The sequence below is a fragment of the Streptomyces sp. NPDC005706 genome, from assembly GCF_040631045.1.
Classification (GTDB): Bacteria; Actinomycetota; Actinomycetes; order Streptomycetales; family Streptomycetaceae; genus Streptomyces.
Genome location: NZ_JBEXYS010000010.1, coordinates 41060 through 61355 on the forward strand (window position 1 = coordinate 41060; position 20296 = coordinate 61355).

At 76.4% G+C, this 20296-nt stretch carries 1 protein-coding gene; it reads right to left on the reverse strand.

The annotated features are described in order from the left end of the window. Nucleotides 1-161: 161 nt before the first annotated feature. Nucleotides 162-20288 carry a non-ribosomal peptide synthase/polyketide synthase gene (locus ABZ478_RS18585; protein WP_359550599.1) on the reverse strand — a complete coding sequence of 6709 codons (20127 nt, stop codon included), beginning with the start codon at nt 20286-20288 and terminating at the stop codon, nt 162-164. Nucleotides 20289-20296 lie beyond the last annotated feature (8 nt).

A 20296-nucleotide genomic window follows, 5' to 3' on the forward strand; every position in this document is an offset into this window, starting at 1 on the left:
TTCGGTCGGTCTTCGGTCGGTCTTCGGTCGGTCTTCGGCGGGCCTGTCGCCCCGGTCCGTGGTCGTCGGGGCGCGGTGGTGACGGGCGGTCGGGGCGCGTGGGGCGCGAGGGCCGTGCCGGGCGGGGCGCCGGGGCGGTGCCTCGCGGGCGGGGAGTGTCGTCACCTGCCTCCCCGGGCGTGCCGGGCGAGATGGCGCAGGGCCTCGGCGAACTCCTCGGCCACCCGGCGCACGGTCGCGGTGTCGTGGACGCCGGGCCGGTGGTGCCAGGTGAAGGCGAGCCGGCCGTGCTGCACCGCGCCCACCACCTCCACCGGGTGCGAGCCGGGGTCCCGGGGGTCGTGGTCCTGCCCGAAGGAGCCGTGTTCGGCGCGGACCAGGCCGCCGCCGTCGGTCTCGGGGCGGGCGTCCCACTGGCCGAGGTAGTTGAACACCACCTGGCTGTGGGCGTGGGCGCCGAGGCGGCCGCGGACTTCCGGGGGGCCGAAGGTGCGCAGGGCGCCGTAGCCGATGCCGTTGCCGGGTACGGCGCGCAGCTGGCGGCGCACCGACTTCACCAGGGACCGCCAGTCGCGGTCCGCTCCGCTCTCGCCGGGGTCGGGCACCTGGAGCGCGACCGGGTAGACGGTGGTGAACCAGCCGACGGTGCGCGAGAGGTCGACGCCGTCGAGCAGGTCCTCCCGGCCGTGGCCCTCCAGGTCCACGCGGACCCGGTCCTGTCCGGTCCAGCGGGCCAGCGCCAGGGCCAGGGCGGCGAGCAGCACGTCGTTCACCCGGGTGCGGTAGGCGGTGGGCGCCGAGCGCAGCAGGGCCGTGGTGTCGTCCTCGTCGAGTTCCACGCCGACCGTGGCGGCCGGTCCGGCCTCGGCCGCGGGGGCCGGGACCGCCGCGTCCGGTTCGACGGCGACCGCCTGCTCCCAGTGGGCCAGTTCGTGGTCGAGGGCGCCCTCGGCGACGTGGGCGGCGAGGCGCCGGGACCACTCGCGGAAGCTGGTGCCGCGCTCCCCCAGAGTGACCGGGTCGCCCTGGGCCGCCTGCCGGTAGGCGGTCTCCAGGTCGTCGCGCAGGACGCGCCAGGAGACCGCGTCCACCACCAGGTGGTGGACGACGAGGAGGAGGAACGCGGGCCGGTCCGGGCCCCCGGTGAACAGCGCCGCCCGCAGTTGCGGGCCGTGGGCCAGGTCGAAACTGGCGTGCAGCTCGTCGGCGGCCTTCGCCATGGCCGCGTCGGCGTCCTCGGCGGACAGCCCGGACAGGTCGTGCCGGGCGAGGATGTCGTGACCGCCGGCGGGCGGCGGGTTGAACTGCCGCCAGCCGTGCTCGTGCCGGGTGAACCGCATGCGCAGGGCGTCGTGGTGTTCCAGCAGGGCGTCGAGCGCGGCACTCAGCGCCCGCGGGTCGGGGGTGCCGTCGAGCTCCAGCAGCGCGGACTGGTTGAAGTGGTGGTGGGCCGCGCGGGGAGTGGTCAGGAACCACTCCTGGATCGGTGTGAGCGGCACCTCGCCGGTCACCGGGCCTTCGGCGGCACGCTGGGGCGCGGTGCGGACGACGGTGGCGAGTTCGGCGACGGTCTGGTGCGTGAACAGGTCCCGGGTGGCCACGTGCAGGCCGTCACGGCGCAGCCGGGACACGACCTGCATGCTCAGGATGGAGTCGCCGCCGAGCGCGAAGAAGTTGTCGTCGGCACCCACCTCCTCGATGCCGAGCACATCGGCCCAGATCCGGGCGACACGGCGTTCGGTGTCGGTGCGCGGCGCGGTCCGCGGCCCGTCCGCGGCCTGGGCGGGCCCGGGCGCGGGCAGGGCCCTGCGGTCGGTCTTGCCGTTCGGGGTGAGCGGCAGCCGGTCGAGGGGGACGAACACGGACGGCACCATGTGCGGGGGCAGCTCTCCGGCCAGGTGAAGCCGCAGTTCTCCGACGGGCAGGGCGAGGGCGGACGCGGCCCCGCCGGGGGCCTCGGTCCCGGACGGTGCGATGGCGGAGGGCTCGGTCCCGGACGGTGCGGTGGCGGGGAGCTCGGCCCCGGACGGTTCGCCGGGGACGGGCTCGGTGCCGGCCGGCCGTGCCGGTACGACGTAGGCGACGAGCCGGGCCGGCGCGCCGGGCGTCTCCCCCGCACGGACGACGACCACGGCGTCCCGCACCAGGGGGCTGCGGCGCAGCGCGCCCTCGATCTCGCCGGGCTCGATGCGGAAGCCGCGCAGCTTGACCTGGTCGTCGGCGCGCCCGGCGAACCTGAGCCGGCCGTCGGCGGTCCAGCGGACCAGGTCCCCGGTGCGGTACATCCGCTCCCCCGGCGCGCCGAACGGATCGGGCAGGAACCGCTGGGCGGTGAGTCCCGGCCGGCCCAGGTAGCCGCGGGCGAGCCCGGGCCCGGCGATGTACAGCTCGCCGGTCACCCCCGGCGGTACGGGGCGCAGGGCGGCGTCGAGCACCTGGACCCGGGTGCCGCCGGAGGGTCGGCCGATGGGCGGGGCGCCGGCGCCGGGCGTCAGCGGCCCGGTCCAGGTGGCGACGACGGTGGCCTCGGTGGGGCCGTAGGAGTTGATCATGCGGCGGCCGGGGGCCCAGGTGTCGACCAGGTCGGCCGGGCAGGCCTCGGCGCCCACGATGAGGGTGCGCAGGTGGGGCAGGCCGGCGGCGGTTTCCGGCGGGAGTGTGGCCAGCGCCGCGGGCGGGATCAGCGTGTGGCTGACGCGTCGTTCGGTGAGCACCTCCGCCAGCCGCTCCCCGACCAGCGGCCCCTCCTCGCCCGTCACCAGCGCGGCCCCGCTGAGCAGGGAGACGCACAGTTCCAGCACGGAGGCGTCGAAGCTCGGGGAGGCGAACTGGAGCACCCGGTCGCCGGGACCCGCCGCGTACCGCTCGGCGGCGGCCGCGGCGAAGGAGGCGAGTCCGCGATGGGTGACGACGACGCCCTTGGGGGTGCCGGTGGAGCCGGAGGTGTAGATGACGTACGCGGGGTGGGCGGGGGTGAGCGCGGTGGTGCGGTCGGCGTCCGTGGGCGCGGTCCCGGGCCCGTCGGCGGACCACACCTCGGCCGGGTCGCCGAGGACGAGGTGGGCGCCCGCGTCCCGGATCATGAACTCCCGCCGCTGCTCCGGGTAGCCGGGGTCGACCGGCAGGAACGCGCCGCCGGCCTTGGCCACGGCGAGCTGCGCCACCACGGCCGCCGCCGAACGGGGCAGCGCGAGGGCCACCACGCGCTCCGGTCCGACGCCGTCCCGGACGAGCCGGTGGGCCAGCCGGTTGGCGGCCCGGTCGGTCTGCGCGTAGGTCAGCTCACGGTCGCCGTCGATCAGCGCCACGGCGTCCGGGGTACGGGCCGCCTGTCGTTCGAACAGCGCGGGCAGGGTGCTCTCGGGCACCGCGCGGAAGGTTCCCCGGCCCTGCTCCAGCAGGGTCTTCACCTCGTCGTCCGAGGTCAGCGGCAGTGCGCCGAGCGCGCGGCCGGGGTCCTCGGCGACGGCGCGCAGCAGGGCGCCGAGCTGCCCGGCCATCCGTTCGGCCGTGGCCGCGTCGAACAGGTCGGTGTTGTAGGTGAGCAGGCCGTGCAGGGATCCGGAGCCGCTCTCGGCGAACTCCAGGGTGAGGTCGAACGCGGCATGCTCCGACTCCGGCTCGACATCGGTGACATCGAGGCCGGGCAGGTCGAGGGCGGCGGCCGGGGTGTTCTGGAGGACGACCATCACCTGGAACAGCGGGCTGCGGCTGGTGTCGCGGACGGGCTGCACCTCGTCCACGACCCGTTCGAACGGCACGTCCTGGTGGGCGAAGGCGTCGAGGACGGTCCGTCGTACGTCGCCGAGGAACCCGGTGAAGGGTTGCTCGGCCCCGACGCGGGAGCGCAGCACCAGGGTGTTGACGAAGAACCCGACGAGGGACTGGGTCTCGGGCCGGTCACGGCCGGAGGTGACGGTGCCGACGGCGATGTCCTCGGTGCCGGAGAGCCGGGCGAGGTAGGCCTGCGCGGCGGCGACGAGCGTGGTGAACAGGGTGGTGCCGTGATCCCGGGCGAGCCGGGTGAGCCGCCGCACGGCCGGGGCGGGCACCACCAGGCGGGCGGTCGCGCCGGCGCTGGTGCGCACCGGCGGCCGGGGCCGGTCGGTGGGCAGCTCCAGCGGTGCGATGTCGGCGAGTCGCTCCTTCCAGTGGGCGAGGTGCTCGCCGGCCTCGGTGTCACCGGTCGTGCGCTGCCAGTGGGCGTAGTCGGCGTACTGCACCGGCAGCGGCGGCAGTTCCGTCCGCTCGGCGCCGAGTGCGGCGCGGTAGAGGTGGGCGAGGTCGCCGAGCAGCACGGAGGTCGACCAGCCGTCGGTGACGATGTGGTGCAGCGCGAGGGTGAGCACGTGATCGCCCTCGGTGAGCCGGACCAGGCCGGCCCGCAGCAGCGGGCCCTCGCGCAGGTCGAAGGGGCGGCCTCGCTCCTCGGCGAGCAGGCGTCGCAGCGCCGGTTCCCGTTCCGCGTCGGCGAGCCCGGACAGGTCGTGCACGGGCAGCGGCACGTCGGACGGCGGGTGGACGCGCTGGATGCCGTGCCCGTCGACGCTGTCGAAGGTCGTGCGCAGCGACTCGTGCCGGGCCACCACGCCGGCGAGGGCGGCGCGGAGCGCGCCGCTGTCCAGGGTGCCGCGCAGCCGCAGGGCGAGCGCGGTGACGTACTCGGCGCCGTTCGGGTCGAACTCGTGCAGGAACCACAGGCGTTGCTGGGCGTGGGACATCGGCGCGACCGCGTCCCGGGCCACCGGGACGAGCGCCGGTCGGCCGGAGCGCCGCCGGTCGCCGAGCAGGCGGGCCAGGGCGGCGGGCGTCGGGTGGGTGAACACCGCGCGGGGCGTGAGGTCGGTGCCGAAGGCCTCCGCGAGGCGGGAGGCGAGCCGGATGCTCAGGATCGAGTCGCCGCCGAGCTGGAAGAAGTCGTCCTCCACGCCGGGCGGTTCACTGCCCAGCACCTCGCCGAAGACGGCCGCCGTGCGGCGCTCGGCCTCGGTGCGCGGCTCGACCCGGGTACGGCCCGGCACGGCGTCCGGTGCGGGCAGGGCGGCTCTGTCGACCTTGCCGTTCCGGCTGAGCGGGAGGGCGGTGAGCGGGACGACGGCGGCCGGTACGAGGTAGTCGGGCAGGGTGCGGGCGGCGAAGGCCCGCAGTTCCTCGCCGTCCTGGCCGGCCGGTCCGACGACGTAGGCGACGAGCCGCTTGGCGCCCGGGCGGTCTGCGCGGGCCAGGACGGCCACGTCCACGACGTCCGGGTGGGCGGCGAGCGCGGCCTCGACCTCGCCGGGCTCCACCCGGAAGCCGCGGATCTTCACCTGGTCGTCGGCGCGGCCGAGGAACTCGACGGTGCCGTCCGGGCGCCGCCGGGCCAGGTCGCCGGTGCGGTACATGCGGGCGCCGGGCGGGCCGAGCGGGTCGGCGAGGAAGCGGGCGGCGGTGTCACCGGGGCGGCCCAGGTAGCCGCGGGCGACGCCCTCGCCGGCCAGGTACAGCTCGCCCGGGCAGCCGGGCGGTACGGGCCGCAGCCGGGCGTCGAGCACGAGCGCCCGCATGTCGTCCAGCGGCCGGCCGATGGGGACCGTGTCCGGGACCGCGGCCGGGTCGGTGAGGGCGCATGAGGTCGCGAAGGTGGTGGTCTCGGTGGGACCGTAACCGTCCACGACGGTCAGGCCGGTGCAGGCGGCCAGTACCCGGCGCACGGCCGGTGCCGGCACGACGTCACCGCCGGTCCAGACCTGTGCGAGGCCCTGGAAGCAGTCGGGGGCGTCCTGGGCGAGCAGCCGGAACAGGCCGGCGGTCAGCCAGACCGCGGTCAGTCCGCCGTCGGCTGCCAGCCGGCGCAGCAGGGTGGCGTCGACGCCGCCGCCCGGGGCCACGATCACGCGGCCGCCGTTGAGGAGCGGCGCCCACACCTCGAAGGTGGCGGCGTCGAAGGCCACCGCCGAGTGCAGCAGCACCCGGTCGCACGCGCCGCCGGTGAACCGGCTGTCGGTGGCCAGCGCCGCCACGTCACGGTGCCGCACCGCGACGGCCTTGGGCAGGCCGGTGGATCCGGAGGTGAACATGACGTACGCCAGCCGGTCGGGCTCGGCGGCGGGCAGTGGCGCCGCCAGGGATCCGGCGGTGTGCGCGGGCGGCGTCTGCTCCCTCGCGGCCCCGCTGTCGCGCGGCCCCCGGCCGACGCCGGTGGCCGGTACGGCCTCGGCGGGAGGCGCGGCCGGTGTCCCCTCCCCCGGGGTTCCGCCGCGCGCGGCCATGACCTCCGCGGCGGTGAGCCGGACGGTCGCGCCCGCCTGGGCGAGCAGGGTCCGCCTGCGCTCCTCGGGGGCGCGGGTGTCGACGGGGACGTAGGCCCCGCCGGCCAGGAGCACCGCGAGCTGGGCGACGACCAGTTCGGCGGAGCGGTCCATCAGCAGCGCCACCCGGTGCTCGGGGGCGAGCCCGCCGGCCAGCAGCCGTGCCGCCAGCGCGTGGGCCCACTCGTCGAGCCGCCGGTACGTCAGCAGGAGTTCGCCGTCCTGGACCGCGACCGCGTCCGGTGTGCGGCGGGCCTGCTCGGCGAACAGGTCCACGGGGCTGCGCGGGGCGACCCGGCGGGCGGGGGTGTTCCAGGCGGCCAGCAGCTCGCGGTCGGCGGCGGTGAGCAGGTCGAGGCCGGCCAGATCGGTGTCGAACCCGTCGGCGAGGGCGGTGAGCAGTCCGGCCAGCCGGGCCGCGGCGCGCTCGGCGGTGGCGGGGTCGAACAGGGCCGGGTCGTAGGCGAGGTCGAAGCCGAGCCGTTCGGCCAGGTGGGCGCGCAGGCACCAGGGGAAGGTGGTGGCGTCGTCGGCGCGCACCTCCTCGACCCGGACCCCCGTACGGGCCGTCGCCGACTCGTCCACCGGGTAGTTCTCGAACACCACCATGCTGTCGAACAGCGCCTCGCCGACGGGGACTTCTGCGACGGCCCGGATGCGGGGCAGCGCGAGGAAGTCGAAGCGGCGGGCGTCGCTCTGCCTCTCCTGGAGGTCGCGCAGCCACGGCAGCACCGGCCCGGCGGGTATGCGGACCCGGGTCGGCACGGTGTTGATGAACATGCCGATCATGCCTTCGACGCCGGGCAGTTCCGCCGGGCGGCCGGAGACGGCGGTGCCGAACACCACGTCGTCCCGCCCGCCGGCGCGGGCCAGCAGCAGCGCCCAGGCGCCCTCCACCACGGTGTTCACGGTCACTCCGGCACGGGCGGCGGTCTCCCGCAGCCGCCTTGAGACCCCGGATCCCAGCTCGTGGTGGACGGTGGCGGCGGAGCGGGCACGGTGGGCCTCGGCGGGCGTGCGGTCGTACGGCAGCGGGGTGCGGGCGGTGAATCCGGCGAGGGCGTCGGCCCAGTGCCGTTCGGCCGCCGTCTCGTCCTGCTCGCGCAGCCAGCGCAGGAAGTCCGCGAAGGGCCGCCGTACCGGGGGCGCCGGGTCCGGGCCTCCGGTGAGCGCCGCGTAGCGTTCGCACACTTCGGTGAGGAGCTGCCCGGTGCTCCAGCCGTCGAGGACGATGTGGTGGGTGGACCACACGAGCAGCACCTCGTCGCCGGGCAGCGCGGCCAGGGTGAGCCGGGTGAGCGGCGCTGTGGTGAGGTCCATGCCGGCCGCGCGGTCCTCGGCGAGCAGCCGCTCGGTGGCCTCGGCGCGCTCGGCGGCGGTGAGCGCGCGCCAGTCGAGATGGGCGACGGGGAGTTCGGCGCGGCGGTGGACCACCTGCACCGGGTGCGGCAGGCCGTGCCAGTGGACGCTGGTGCGCAGCGCCGGGGTGCGGTCGGCGACCTGCTGCCAGGCGGCGGCGAAGGCCCGGGGGTCGGTGACTCCGGACAGCCTCACGGCCGTGCGGTCGAAGTAGGCGTGCTCGGTGTCCACGAGGCCGTGGAAGAGCATGCCGGACTGGAGCGGGGTCAGCGGCAGGATGTCCTCCGCGTGCCGGCCGGTGCCGACGAGCCGGTCCAGCTCGTCCTGGCCGAGGCCGGCGAGCGGGAAGTCGGAGGGGGTGCGGCCGCCGGCCTCCGCTCCGGCGCAGTGCTCGACGATCTCCCGCAGGGCCGCGAGTGTGTCGTCGGCGAGCCGGCGGACGGTGGCCGGGTCGTAGACGGCCGGCGGGTAGGTCCAGCCGAGTTCGAGGCGGCCCCGCTGGACCACGCCGGTGATGTCCAGGAGGTAGGGCCGTGTCTCGTCCGGGTCGGTGTCCCGGCCGGCCGGGGGCAGCGCGCCGCGGAGCAGGCCGCCGGTGCCGGCGCCGGCCGTGTCCCACTGGCCGTGGTAGTTGAAGCCGACCCGCGGGGCGGGGGCGTCGGCGAGCGGGCTGCCGGGCACGAGGTGGCGCAGGGCGCCGTGGCTCAGGCCGTGCAGCGGCACCGCGCGCAGTTGTTCCTTGACCGAGCGGAGGGTGTCGTGCCAGCCGGCGTCCGGGGCGACGCGCAGGGCGAGCGGGAACTCGGCGGTGAACCAGCCGACGGTCCGGGACAGGTCCACGTCCGCGAACAGTTCCTCCCGGCCGTGGCCCTCGACGCCCAGCAGGACGGTGTCCCGTCCGCACCAGCGGGCCAGGGTGCGGCCGAGGGCGCTGAGCAGGACGTCGTTGACCTGGGTGCGGTAGGTCCCGGGCACTTTGCGCAGCAGGGCGTCGGTGGTCTCCGCGTCCAGGGTGACGATGAGGGTGTCCGCGGTGCCGTGGGTGTTCGGGCCGGGCCGTCCGGCGGGCAGTGCGGCCGGGGCCGCCGCGGTGCGCGTCCAGTACGGCAGGTCGGCGTCGAGCGCGCCGGAGCGGGTGTGCCGGTCGAGCCGGGCTGCCCAGCGGCCGTACGAGGTGCCGGTGGCGGGCAGTTCGACGGGCCGGCCGGCCGCCGCCGCCCGGTGGGCGGTCTCCAGGTCCGCGAGCAGGATGCGCCAGGAGACGCCGTCGATGACCAAGTGGTGTGCGGTGATCACCAGTTGTCCGGGCAGGCCCGGACCACGGTCGAAGAACAGCACGCGCACTACCCGCCCGGTGGTGGGGTCGAGGGCGGCCTGCGCCTCGTCCGTGAGCCGCTGGACCTCGGCCTCCAGCGCCGTGCCGTCGAGCGCGGTCACGTCGTGCCGGGTGAAGACGGTGTCCGGTGCCTGGGGCAGGACTTCCTGACGCAGGCCGTCGGCGGTGCGGTGGAACCGGGTGCGCAGGGCGGCGTGGTGGCGTACGAGGGCGTCGGTTGCGGCCCGCAGCGCCGATCCGTCGGTGCCGGGGGCGAGTTCCAGGCGCTGGGTCATGGTGAACCGGAGCGGCAGGCCGGGTTCGCGGCCGTCCAGGTACCAGTGCTGGATCGGGGTGAGCGGCGCCTCGGCGGGCTCCTCGCCCGTGTCCTGGTCCGGAGCCGACTCGGTCACGCACAGGGCGAGTTCGGCGACGGTCTGGTGGCGGAAGACGTCCTTGGTGGTGAGGGCGAGTCCGGCCTGCCGGGCGCGGGAGACGATCTGGATGCTCAGGATGGAGTCGCCGCCGAGCGCGAAGAAGTTGTCGCGGGCGCCGACGCGTTCGACGCCGAGCACCTCCGCCCAGATCCCGGCCAGCCGCTCCTCGGTGCCGGGCCGGGGGGCGACGTACGGGGTGGCGCTGTCGGGCTGCGCGGGCGGGGCCGGCAGGGCGCGCCGGTCGGCCTTGCCGGTGGCGGTCCGCGGAACGCGGTCGAGCGGGACGAACGCGGCGGGCACCATGTGGTCGGGCAGGGTGCGGCGCAGTGCGAGGCGCAGGGCGTCGGCGGACAGGACACGGCCGGCGGCGGGCACCACGTAGCCGACCAGCATGAGCCGGCCGGCGTGTTCGCGGACGGTGACGGCGGCGTCGGCGACGTCGGGGTGGTCCAGAAGGGCGGCCTCCACCTCGCCGGGCTCGATACGGAACCCGCGGATCTTGACCTGCTCGTCCACCCGGCCCAGGAACTCCAGCAGTCCGTCCCGGTCCCAGCGGGCCCGGTCGCCGGTGCGGTACATCCGCTCCCCGGGCGCCCCGAACGGGTCCGGGACGAAGCGGGCGGCGGTGAGGCCGGGGCGGTTCAGATAGCCGCGGGCCACCTGGGCGCCGGCCAGGTACAGCTCGCCGGGTGTCCCGGGCGGTACCGGGCGCAGGGCGCCGTCGAGGACGTAGGCGCGCAGGTTGCCGCCGGGGCGGCCGATGACCGGGCGGTCGGGCAGGTCGGCGCGGCGGCCGTAGACGGCGTCGACGGTGGTCTCGGTGGGACCGTACATGTTGTAGACCGCGACACCCAGTTCCCGTTCGGCGCGCAGGAGTTCGCGCCAGTCGGCCGGGGTGACGGCCTCGCCTCCGACGAGCAGCAGGCCCGGGTGGTGGCGGCCGGGGGCGAGCAGGCCGGCGGCGGTGAGTTCGCGCAGGAAGGACGGGGTGACGTTGACCAGGTCGAGGCGGTCCGCGGTGACCCGGTCGCAGAACGCGTCCGGGTCCAGACGGGTGTCCTCGTCGATCAGGTGGACCTCGTGGCCGAGGGCGAGGAGCAGCGGTCCTTCCCAGGAGGTGTCGAAGGAGAAGGAGGCGCTGAGCGCGGCCCGCAGCCGCCGTCCGCCGGTGGTGTGCGGGGCGAGCAGGTTCGCGCGGTGGTCCTGGCAGAGGTTGACGAGCTGGCGGTGTTCGACGGCGACGCCCTTGGGGCGGCCGGTGGAGCCGGAGGTGTAGACGATGTAGGCGGTGTGCCGCGGCAGCAGGGGCCGCGCACGGTCGGCGTCGGCCGGGTCGTGGGCGGGCAGCCGGTCCCAGGGCACCTCGGCGAGGTCGGTCAGCAGGGTGTGCGGGCGGGCGTCGGTGAGCAGGAACTCCTGGCGTTCGTCCGGGAGTCCGGGGTCGAGGCAGAGCAGGGTGGCGCCCGCCTTGAGGACCGCGAGCAGCGCCACCATCAGGTCGGAGGTCCGCGGGAGCCGTACGGCGACCACGTCCTCGGGACCGGCGCCCCGGGCGATGAGATGGTGGGCGAGCCGGTTGGCCCGCGTGTTCAGCGCGGCGAAGTCCAGGGTGGTGTCACCGGCGGCCAGGGCGGTGTGCCCGGGGGTGCGGGCGGCCTGGGCCTCGAACAGGGCCGGGAAGGTGGTGTCGGGCTCGGGCAGCCGGGGGCCCCGCCCGTGGCGCAGGACCTGGCGCCGCTCGTCCCCGGTCATCAGCGGCAGGCGGCCGACTGCCCGCCCGGGGTCGTCGGCGGCGGCCTCCAGCAGGATGCGCAGCCGGTCGGCCAGCCGTGCGGCGGTGTCGGCGTCGAACAGGCCGGTGTTGTACTCCAGGTGCCCGGTGAGGCCGTCGTCGCCCGCCACGAAGTCGAAGGCGAGGTCGAAGGTGGCGGTGCGGACCGGCGGGGTGACCGGTTCCGCCGTCAGACCGGGCAGCCGGGGCGGCTCGGCGTCGAGGTTGTGCAGGGCGACCATGACCTGGAACAGCGGGGTGCGGCTGGTGTCCCGCTCGGGCTGGACGGCGTCCACCACGCGCTCGAAGGGCACCTCCTGGTGGGCGAACGCCTCCAGGACGGTCGTGCGCACCTCGGCCAGCAGCTCGCGGAAGGACAGGCCGGGACGGACCTGGGCCCGCAGCACCAGCGTGTTGACGAACATGCCGACCACGTCGTGCAGTTCGGGGCGTTCGCGGCCGGCGGTGACGGTGCCGACGGTGACGTCCTCCTGGTCCGCCCAGCGGGCGAGCAGGGTCTGGCAGGCCGCCACCAGGGCCATGTAGAGGGTCGCGTCGGCCTCCCGTGCCCGTTCGCGCAGCCGCTCGGTCAGCGCGGCGGGCAGGGTGAAGGTCACCAGGGCGCCGTCGCGGGTGCGGACGGCCGGGCGGGGCCGGTCGGTGGGCAGCTCCAGCGGGGTCACGCCGTCCAGGGCGCGGCGCCAGTGGGCGAGTTCGGCCTCGGCGCGGTCGGCGCGGGAGCGCTGCCAGGCGGCGAAGTCGCCGTAGCGGACGGGGATCGGGGGCAGCTCGGGGGCGCGGTCCGTCAGGGCCGCCGCGTACATCTCGCCCAGGTCGCGGGCGAGTACGCCGGTGGACCAGCCGTCGGTGACGATGTGGTGCACGGCCAGGACGAGTACGTGCTCGTCGGCGGCGAGCCGCGCCAGGCGGGCCCGCAGCAGGGGGCCGGTGGCCAGGTCGAAGGGCATGGCGGCCTCCCGGTCCAGGAGGCCGCCCAGGGCGGCACCGTCCGGGAGGTCCGTCACCGGCAGGTCCACGGGGCGGGGCGGGTGGACGATCTGCCGGGCCCGGCCGTCCTGTTCGGCGAACGTGGTGCGCAGCGCCTCGTGCCGGACGACCAGGCCGTCCAGGGCGGTCCGCAGGGCGGCGGTGTCGAGCGGCCCGCGCAGCCGGAGCACGGACAGGGTCGTGTACTCGGTGCTGCCCGGTTCGAACCGGTCTAGGAACCACAGGCGTTGCTGCGCGTACGACAGCGGCGCCGGCGTGCCGGGGGCGGCGGCCGGAATGGTGTCGGCGGTGTCCCCGGCGCCGGGTTCGCCCAGGGCGGCGGCGAGGCCGGACAGCGTGGAGTGGGTGAACAGCAGCCGGGGCGAGACGTCCGTGCCGAAGGCGGCACGCAGCCGGGAGGTGACGCGGACGGCCAGGATGGAGTCACCGCCGAGGGCGAAGAAGTCGTCGTCGGCGCCGACCTCGTCCGTGTCCAGCACGTCCGTCCAGGCGGCGGCGACCAGCCGTTCGGCGTGGGTGCGCGGCGGGGTCCGGGTGCCGTCGGCGGCGAAGCCGTCCGGGCCGGGCGCGGGCAGGGCGCGCCGGTCGAGCTTGCCGTTGACGGTGAGCGGCAGCGCCGCCATCGGCACGTAGGCGGCCGGCACCATGTGCGCGGGCAGCAGCCCCGCGAGATGGGCGCGGAGTTCGGCGGCGGACGGGGGCCGGGCGGCGCCGTCGCCGGTGCCGACGATGTGGGCGACCAGCCGGCGGGTCCCGGCGGTGTCCTCGTGGACGCCGACGGTGGCGGCGCCGACACCCGGATGACTGTGCAGGGCGGCCTCGATCTCGCCGGGCTCGATGCGGTAGCCGCGGATCTTCACCTGCTGGTCGGCGCGGCCCAGGTACTCCAGCGTGCCGTCGGCCCGCCAGCGGGCCCGGTCCCCGGTGCGGTACATACGGGTGCCGGGCCGGCCGAAGGGGTCGGCGAGGAAGCGGGTCGCGGTCAGGCCGGGCCGGTTCAGATAGCCGCGCGCCAGCCCCTCGCCGGCCACGAACAGCTCCCCGACGGCGCCCGGCGGCACCGGCCGCAGGGTGTCGTCGAGGACGTAGAGGCGCAGGTCGGGGATGCCGGTGCCGATGGGGCTCGCGATGTCGGAGCGGGCGGTGGAGCGGTCGAGCGCGGCGTACGTGACGTGCACGGTGGTCTCGGTGATGCCGTACATGTTCACCAGGCGCGGCGCGGTGTCGGGGTGGCGGGCGTACCAGTCGTCGAGCCGGCCGACGTCGAGGGCCTCACCGCCGAAGATCACCGTGCGCAGCGCGAGCCGGGCGCCGACGTCGCGGAGCCGGGCGTCCGCGCGGATCAGCGGATAGAACGCGGACGGGGTCTGGTTGAGGACGGTGACCCGCTCGTCGGCGAGCAGGCGCAGGAAGTCCTCCGGGGAGCGGGCGGCGTCCTCGGGGACGATCACGAGCCGCCCGCCGTGCAGCAGCGGGCCCCACAGCTCCCACACCGAGAAGTCGAACGCGTAGGAGTGGAACATGGTCCACACATCGTCGGGTCCGAAGCCGAACCAGTGCCGGGTGCGGCCGAACAGGCGGACCACGTTGGCGTGCGGGACGACGACGCCCTTGGGGCGGCCGGTGGAGCCGGAGGTGTAGATGGCGTAGGCGGGGCTCTCGGGCAGCGCGCGGCGGGCGGGGCCGGTGGCCGGCCGGCGGGCCAGGTCGGCGCGCACGCCGGGGTCGTCCAGCAGCAGGCTGGGGACGTCCGGGCCGGCCGCGCCCTGCCCGGTGGTGACGAGTGCGACCGGTCGGGCGTCGGCCAGCAGGTGCCGGACGCGTTCCGCGGGCAGGTTCGGGTCGATGGGCAGGTAGGCGGCGCCGGTTCTCAGGACGGCGAGGACGGCCACGACGAGATCGGTGGAACGGGGCAGCGCGAGGGCCACGAACCTCTCCGGTCCGGCGCCGAGTTCGGCGAGCCGGTGGGCGAGGCGGCCCGCCCGCGCCTCCAGGGTGGCGTAGTCGAGCCGCTCGTCGCCGCAGGTGACGGCGACGGCGTCGGGGGTGCGGGCGGCCTGGGCGGCGAAGAGGGCGTCCAGGGTGCCGTCGGGGCGGCCCTCCTCGGTGCCGTTCCAGTCGGCCAGCATCCGTCGCTGTTCCCCGGCGGTGGTCCAGGCCAGGTCGCGCACGGGCCGGCCGGGGTCGTCGGCCAGCTCGGTGAGCAGCAGGCACAGCCGGCCGGCGAGGTCGCGGACGGTCGTGACGTCGAACAGCTCGGGGTCGTAGGCGAGGTCGAAGCCGAATTGCTCGCCCTGGTAGGCCCGCAGCACCAGCGGGTAGTTGGTGGCGTCCCGCGAGGAGACCTCCGCCAGGCGTATCCCGGTGCCGGCCGAACGCGCGTCGTCGAAGGGGTAGTTCTCGAAGGCCACCATGCTGTCGAAGAGCGCGCTGCCGGCGGGCACGTCGCTGAGCGAGGTCAGTTCGGCGAGGGACACCGCCGCGAACCGCCGCGCCTCGGCCTGCTCCTCCTGGAGTTCCCGGAGCCAGGCGACGGCGCCGCGGCCGCCGTCCACGCGCACCCGGGTGGGCAGTGTGTTGATGAACATGCCCACCATCGACTCGGCGCCGGGCAGGTCGTCGGGGCGTCCGGAGACGGTGGTCCCGAACAGGACGTCCCGCTCGGCGCTGTAGCGGGACAGCAGCAGCGCCCAGGCGCCCTGCACCACGGTGCCGAGGGTGAGGCCGGCCGTCCGGGCGGTGCGGGCCAGCCGGGCGGAGACCTCCTCGGACAGCGCGGCCGTGTGGACGCCCGCGGACCGGGTCTCGTGCCCCGGGCGCCGCGGGCGGTCGGCGGGCAGCGGGGTGGGCGTGGCGAACCCGTCGAGGACGGTCCGCCAGTGCGCGTGCGCGGCCGCGGAGTCCTGGCCGGCCAGCCAGCGCACGTAGTCGCCGAACGGCCGGCGCGCCGGGGGCCGGGAGGCGGCGCCGGTGGTGAGGGCCGCGTACTCCTCGAACACCTCGGTGAGGACCTGGGCCAGGCTCCAGCCGTCCAGGATGAGGTGGTGGGAGGTCCACAGCAGGTGGGTCCGGGCGTCGGACAGCCGGACCAGGGTGAGCCGCATCAGCGGTGCCGTGCCGAGGTCGAGGCCGCGTGCGAGGTCGTCGGCGCGCAGCCGGGCCAGCCGTTCGGCTCGCTCCGTCTCGTCCAGTTCCCGCCAGTCCAGCCGGGTGACCGGCACCTCGGTCCGGCGGTGCACGACCTGGAGCGGCACCGGCACGCCCTCCCACACCACCGAGGTGCGCAGGGCGGGGGTGCGGTCGGTCACCCGCTGCCAGGCCTGGGCGAGGGCGTCGGGGTCGGTCACCCCGTCCAGCAGCAGCGCGGCCTGGTCCACGTACACGTCGTCGGGGCCGCCGACCAGCCGGTGGAAGAGCATGCCCTCCTGGAGCGGGGTGAGCGGCAGCAGGTCCTCGACGTCCCGGCCGTCGCCGGCGAGGCGGTCCACGGCGGCCTGGTCGAGGCGGGCCAGCGGGAAGTCGGAGGGGGTGCGGCCGCCCGCGCCGGGACGGGCGCAGTGCGCGGCGATGGCGGCGAGCGCCCGCGTCATGCCCTCGGCCAGGTCCCGGACGGTGCCCTCCCGGTGCACCTGGTCGCTGTAGTGCCAGGTGATCTCCAGCTCGCCGTCGGCCACCAGGGCGGACACGTCGAGCAGGTGGTCCAGCGGCGCGCCGGGGTCCATGTCGCGGCCGGGTACGTCGGCGACCGGCGCGAAGTCGCCTCCGGCGGGCGCCTCCCACTGGCCGTGGTAGGTGAAGCACACCTGCGGAAGCGGCCGTTCACCGAGGGCGCGGGCCTCGGGCCGGGGCGAGCCGAGGTGGCCCAGCGCCTGGTAGCCCAGGCCGCGGCGGGGCACGGCCCGCAGCCGTTCCTTGACGGACTTGAGGGTGGCGCCCCAGTCGTCCGCTCCGGCCGGGGTCAGGGTGACCGGGTACTGGGTGGTGAACCAGCCGACGGTGCGGGACAGATCGGCGCCCTCGGCCAGGTCCTCCTCCCGGCCGTGGCCCTCCAGGGCGACGGTCACCCGGTCGGCGCCCGTCCAGTCGGCCAGCACCCGGCCCAGCGCGCTCAGCAGCACGTCGTTGACCTGGGTGCGGTACACGCCGGGCACGCGGCGCAGCAGGGCCTCGGTGGTCTCCCGGTCCACCCGGGAGCGGACGGTGCGCACAGACCCGGCGAGCGGGGTGCCGGGCAGGTCGACGGGGAGCGGGGCGCCCGGCAGCGCGGCTTCCCCGGCCCAGTGGGCCAGGTCGTCGTCGAGATCGCCGGCCCGGACGCGGTCCGCCAGGGTGTGCGCCCAGTCGGCGAACGGGGTGTGCTCGGGTTCCGGCCGGGGGTCCTCGCCCGCCGCCGCCTGCCGGTAGGCCTGTTCCAGGTCGGCGAGCAGCACCCGCCAGGAGACGCTGTCGACCGCCAGGTGATGGGCGGTGAGGAACAGGCGCGGGCGTTCCCCGCCGGTCAGCAGAGCCGCGCGCAGCAGTGCGCCGGTGCCCGGGTCGAGGGCGGCGCGGGCGGCCTCCGCGGCCTCGGCCGGCGGGGTGCCGGGGTCGTGGCGGGTCAGGAGTCCGGTGGCCGGGCCGGTGCCGGGGTGCTGCCGCCAGGTGCCGCCGGTGCGGGTGAAGCGGGTGCGCAGGGCCGGGTGACGGGCCACCACGGCGTCCAGGGCCCGGTCCAGGGCCCGCTCGTCGAGGTCGCGGGGCAGGTCGAGGAGCATCGACATGCTGAAGTGCCGCAGCGGTCCGTGCGTGGCGAGGAACCACTCCTGGACGGGGGTGAGCGGGGCGGGTCCGTCCTGGTGCGGGCGCCGGAGCGGCGCGGGCGCGGCGGCGGTACGCCGGGACGCGGCGGCCGCCAGGTCGGCGACCGTCTGGTGCCGGAAGACGTCCTGCGATCCGATGTGCAGGCCGGCGGCTCTGGCGCGGGAGACGGCCTGGATGCTGAGGATCGAGTCGCCGCCCAGCTCGAAGAAGTTGTCCGTGACACCCACCCGGGCCACGCCGAGCACCTCGGCCCAGATACCGGCGAGGGTCTCCTCGCCGGGGGTGCGCGGGGCGACGAACTCCCGTTCGTCCGCGGTGTTCTCCGGGGCCGGCAGGGCGCGGCGGTCCAGCTTGCCGCTGGTGGTCAGGGGCAGCTCGTCCAGTGCGGTGAACGAGGACGGCACCAGGGCGTCGGGCAGCACCTGGCGCAGGGCCGCCCGCAGGTCGGCGGGGGCGGGCAGGGGCGCGCCGGGCGCCGGGACGACGTAGGCGGCGAGGCGGCTGTGGCCGTGCGGGTCGGGCACGGCGGCGACCGCGGCGGCGGCGACGCCCGGCACCGCGAGCAGCGCGGCCTCGATCTCGCCGGGCTCGATGCGGTGGCCGCGCACCTTGACCTGGTCGTCGGCGCGCCCGAGGTAGTCGAGGCGGCCGTCGGCGGTCCAGCGGGCGAGGTCGCCGGTGCGGTACATCCGCTCCCCCGGACCGCCGAACGGGTCGGGCAGGAACCGGGCCGCGGTCAGGCCCGGCCGGCCGGCGTAGCCCCGGGCGAGCTGGGCACCCGCGAGGTACAGCTCGCCGCCGACGCCGGGCGGCACCGGCTGGAGCCGGTCGTCCAGCACGTACGCCCGCACCCCGGGCAGGGGCCGGCCCACCAGGGGGCGGTCGCCGCCGTCGATGCGGCAGGACAGCGCGTCGACCGTGCACTCGGTGGGGCCGTAGAAGTTGTGGGCCGCCACGTCCGGGTGGGCGGCCAGCTCGCGCCAGAGGGCGGGCCCGACGGCCTCGCCGCCGAGCATGAGGACCCGGGGGCGGTGCCGGGGGTCGGTGAGCAGTCCGGCGGGCAGCAGTTGGCGCAGGTAGGACGGGGTGACGTCGAGGAAGTCGACGCGGTGTGCGACGACGTACTCGACCAGTGCGGCCGGGTCCATCCGGGTGACCTCGTCGACCAGGTGCAGCGGGTGGCCGTCGGCCATCAGCAGGACGCCTTCGAGGGAGGTGTCGAAGGAGAAGGCGGCGGTGAGCGCGACCCGCAGCGGGCCGCCGCCCGCCTCGGCGACGAAGCCGGCCCGGTGGGCGGCCAGCAGGTGGACCGCCGAACGGTGGGACACCGCGACGCCCTTGGGGCGGCCGGTGGAGCCGGAGGTGTAGATGACGTACGCGGTGTGGTCCGGGTGCAGCGGGGCGAGCCGGTCGGCGTCGGTGGGGTCGGTGTCCGGGGCGGTCGCGGGCACGGCGCGCAGGGCCGCCTCGTCGAGCACCAGGGCCGGGCGGGCGTCGTCCAGCAGGAACCGGACGCGTTCCTCGGGCAGGGCCGGGTCCAGCGGGAGGTAGCCGGCGCCGGACTTCCAGACGGCGAGGATCGCCACGATCATGTCGGCGGTGCGCGGCAGCCGGAGCGCGACCAGCCGTTCGGGGCCCGCGCCTTGTGCGACGAGGTGGTGGGCGAGCCGGTTGGCGCGCGCGTTGAGCGTGCCGTAGTCCAGTTGCTCGCCGCCTGCGACGAGGGCGAGGGCGGCGGGGGTCCGGGCCGCGCGGCGCTCGAACAGGGCGGGGTACGTGGTGTCGGCGACGGGCAGGGGGGCGGGGTTCCAGTCGTGGACGACCCGCCGGGTCTCCTCGTCGGACAGCAGGGGCAGGCTGCCCAGCGGGCGGTCCGGGGTGTCGCAGGCGCCCTCCAGCAGGCGCAGCAGCTGTCCGGCCATCCGCTCGGCCGTGGCCGCGTCGAACAGGTCGGTGCGGTACTCCAGCAGGCCGGTCAGGCCGTCCCCGTCGGGCACGAACTCGATGCTCAGGTCGAAGGTGGCCGCCTGCCGGGGCACGGTGACCGCAGTGGTGGCGAGGCCGCGCGGGGCGGAGGCGGCGGGCGGGTCGGGGTGCAGCAGGACCATCACGTCGAACAGCGGGTTGCGGCCGGCCTCGCGGGGCGCGCCCACCGCCTCCACGATCCGCTCGAACGGCGTGTCGCCGTGGGCGAAGGCGTCGCCCACCGTGTCGGCCGCCGCTGCCAGCAGGTCGCGGAAGGATCCGGAGGTGTCCACCGGGGTGCGCAGCACGACGGTGTTGACGAAGAAGCCGACGGCCCGTTCGAGGTCGGTGCGGGAGCGGCCCGGCGTGAGGGAGCCGACGGTGATGTCGTCCTGGCCGGACCAGCGGGCCAGCAGCGCCTGGGCGCTGGCGACCAGCGCGGTGTGCAGGGTGCTGTGCCGCTCCCTGGCGAGGTCGCGCAGGCGCGAGGTCAGGCGGGCCGGTACGGCGAAGGTGTGGACGGCGCCCGCGCCCGCCTCCTCGCCGCGCCGCGGCAGGTCCAGGGGCAGCTCGGGTGCCACCGCCCCGGTCAGCTTCCCCTTCCAGTGGGCGAGTTCGCCGTCGAGGCGGGCGCCCGAGAGCAGGTCGCGCTGCCACACCGCGAAGTCCGGGTACTGCGTGGCCACCGGGGGCAGCTGCGGTGCGGCGCCGTGCGCGAGGGCGTCGTAGGCGGTGCACAGTTCGTCCAGGACGACGCCCATCGACCAGCCGTCCGTGATGATGTGATGGGCCGTCAGCATCAGGACGTGCGAGGTGGCGGACTCGCGCAGCAGCAGGGCCCGCAGCAGGGGCCCGTGCCGCAGGTCGAAGGGCCGGGAGTACTCCGCCGGCAGCTCCGCGTCCAGGTCGGCGCAGTCACGGACCGGCAGCGGGACGGGGGCCGCCGGGTGCACGCGCTGCACCGGGCGGCCGTCGGTCTCCTCGAAGGTGGTGCGCAGGGCCTCGTGCCGGGCCACGACGGTGCTCAGCGCCGCCCGCAGGGCCTCGTGGTCCGGTGTGCCGGTGAGGCGGACCGCGACCGCGCTGTTGTAGCGGGCGTCGCCGGGGCGCAGCCGGTCCAGGAACCACAGGCGCGCTTGCGCGAACGACAGCGGCAGCGGTCGGTCCCGGTCGGCGCGCGGGATGCCGGGGCGGGCGGCCGGGGCGGAGCCGCCGGCCCGGCCGGCGAGCCGCCGCCGCAGTGCCTCCCGCATGTCGTCGGGCAGGGCCGCGGCGCGGTCGCGGCGGGAGGGGCCGTCGGGGCGCGGGGAGCCGGAGGGGCGCGAAGGGGTCGAAGACGTCATGGTCGTCG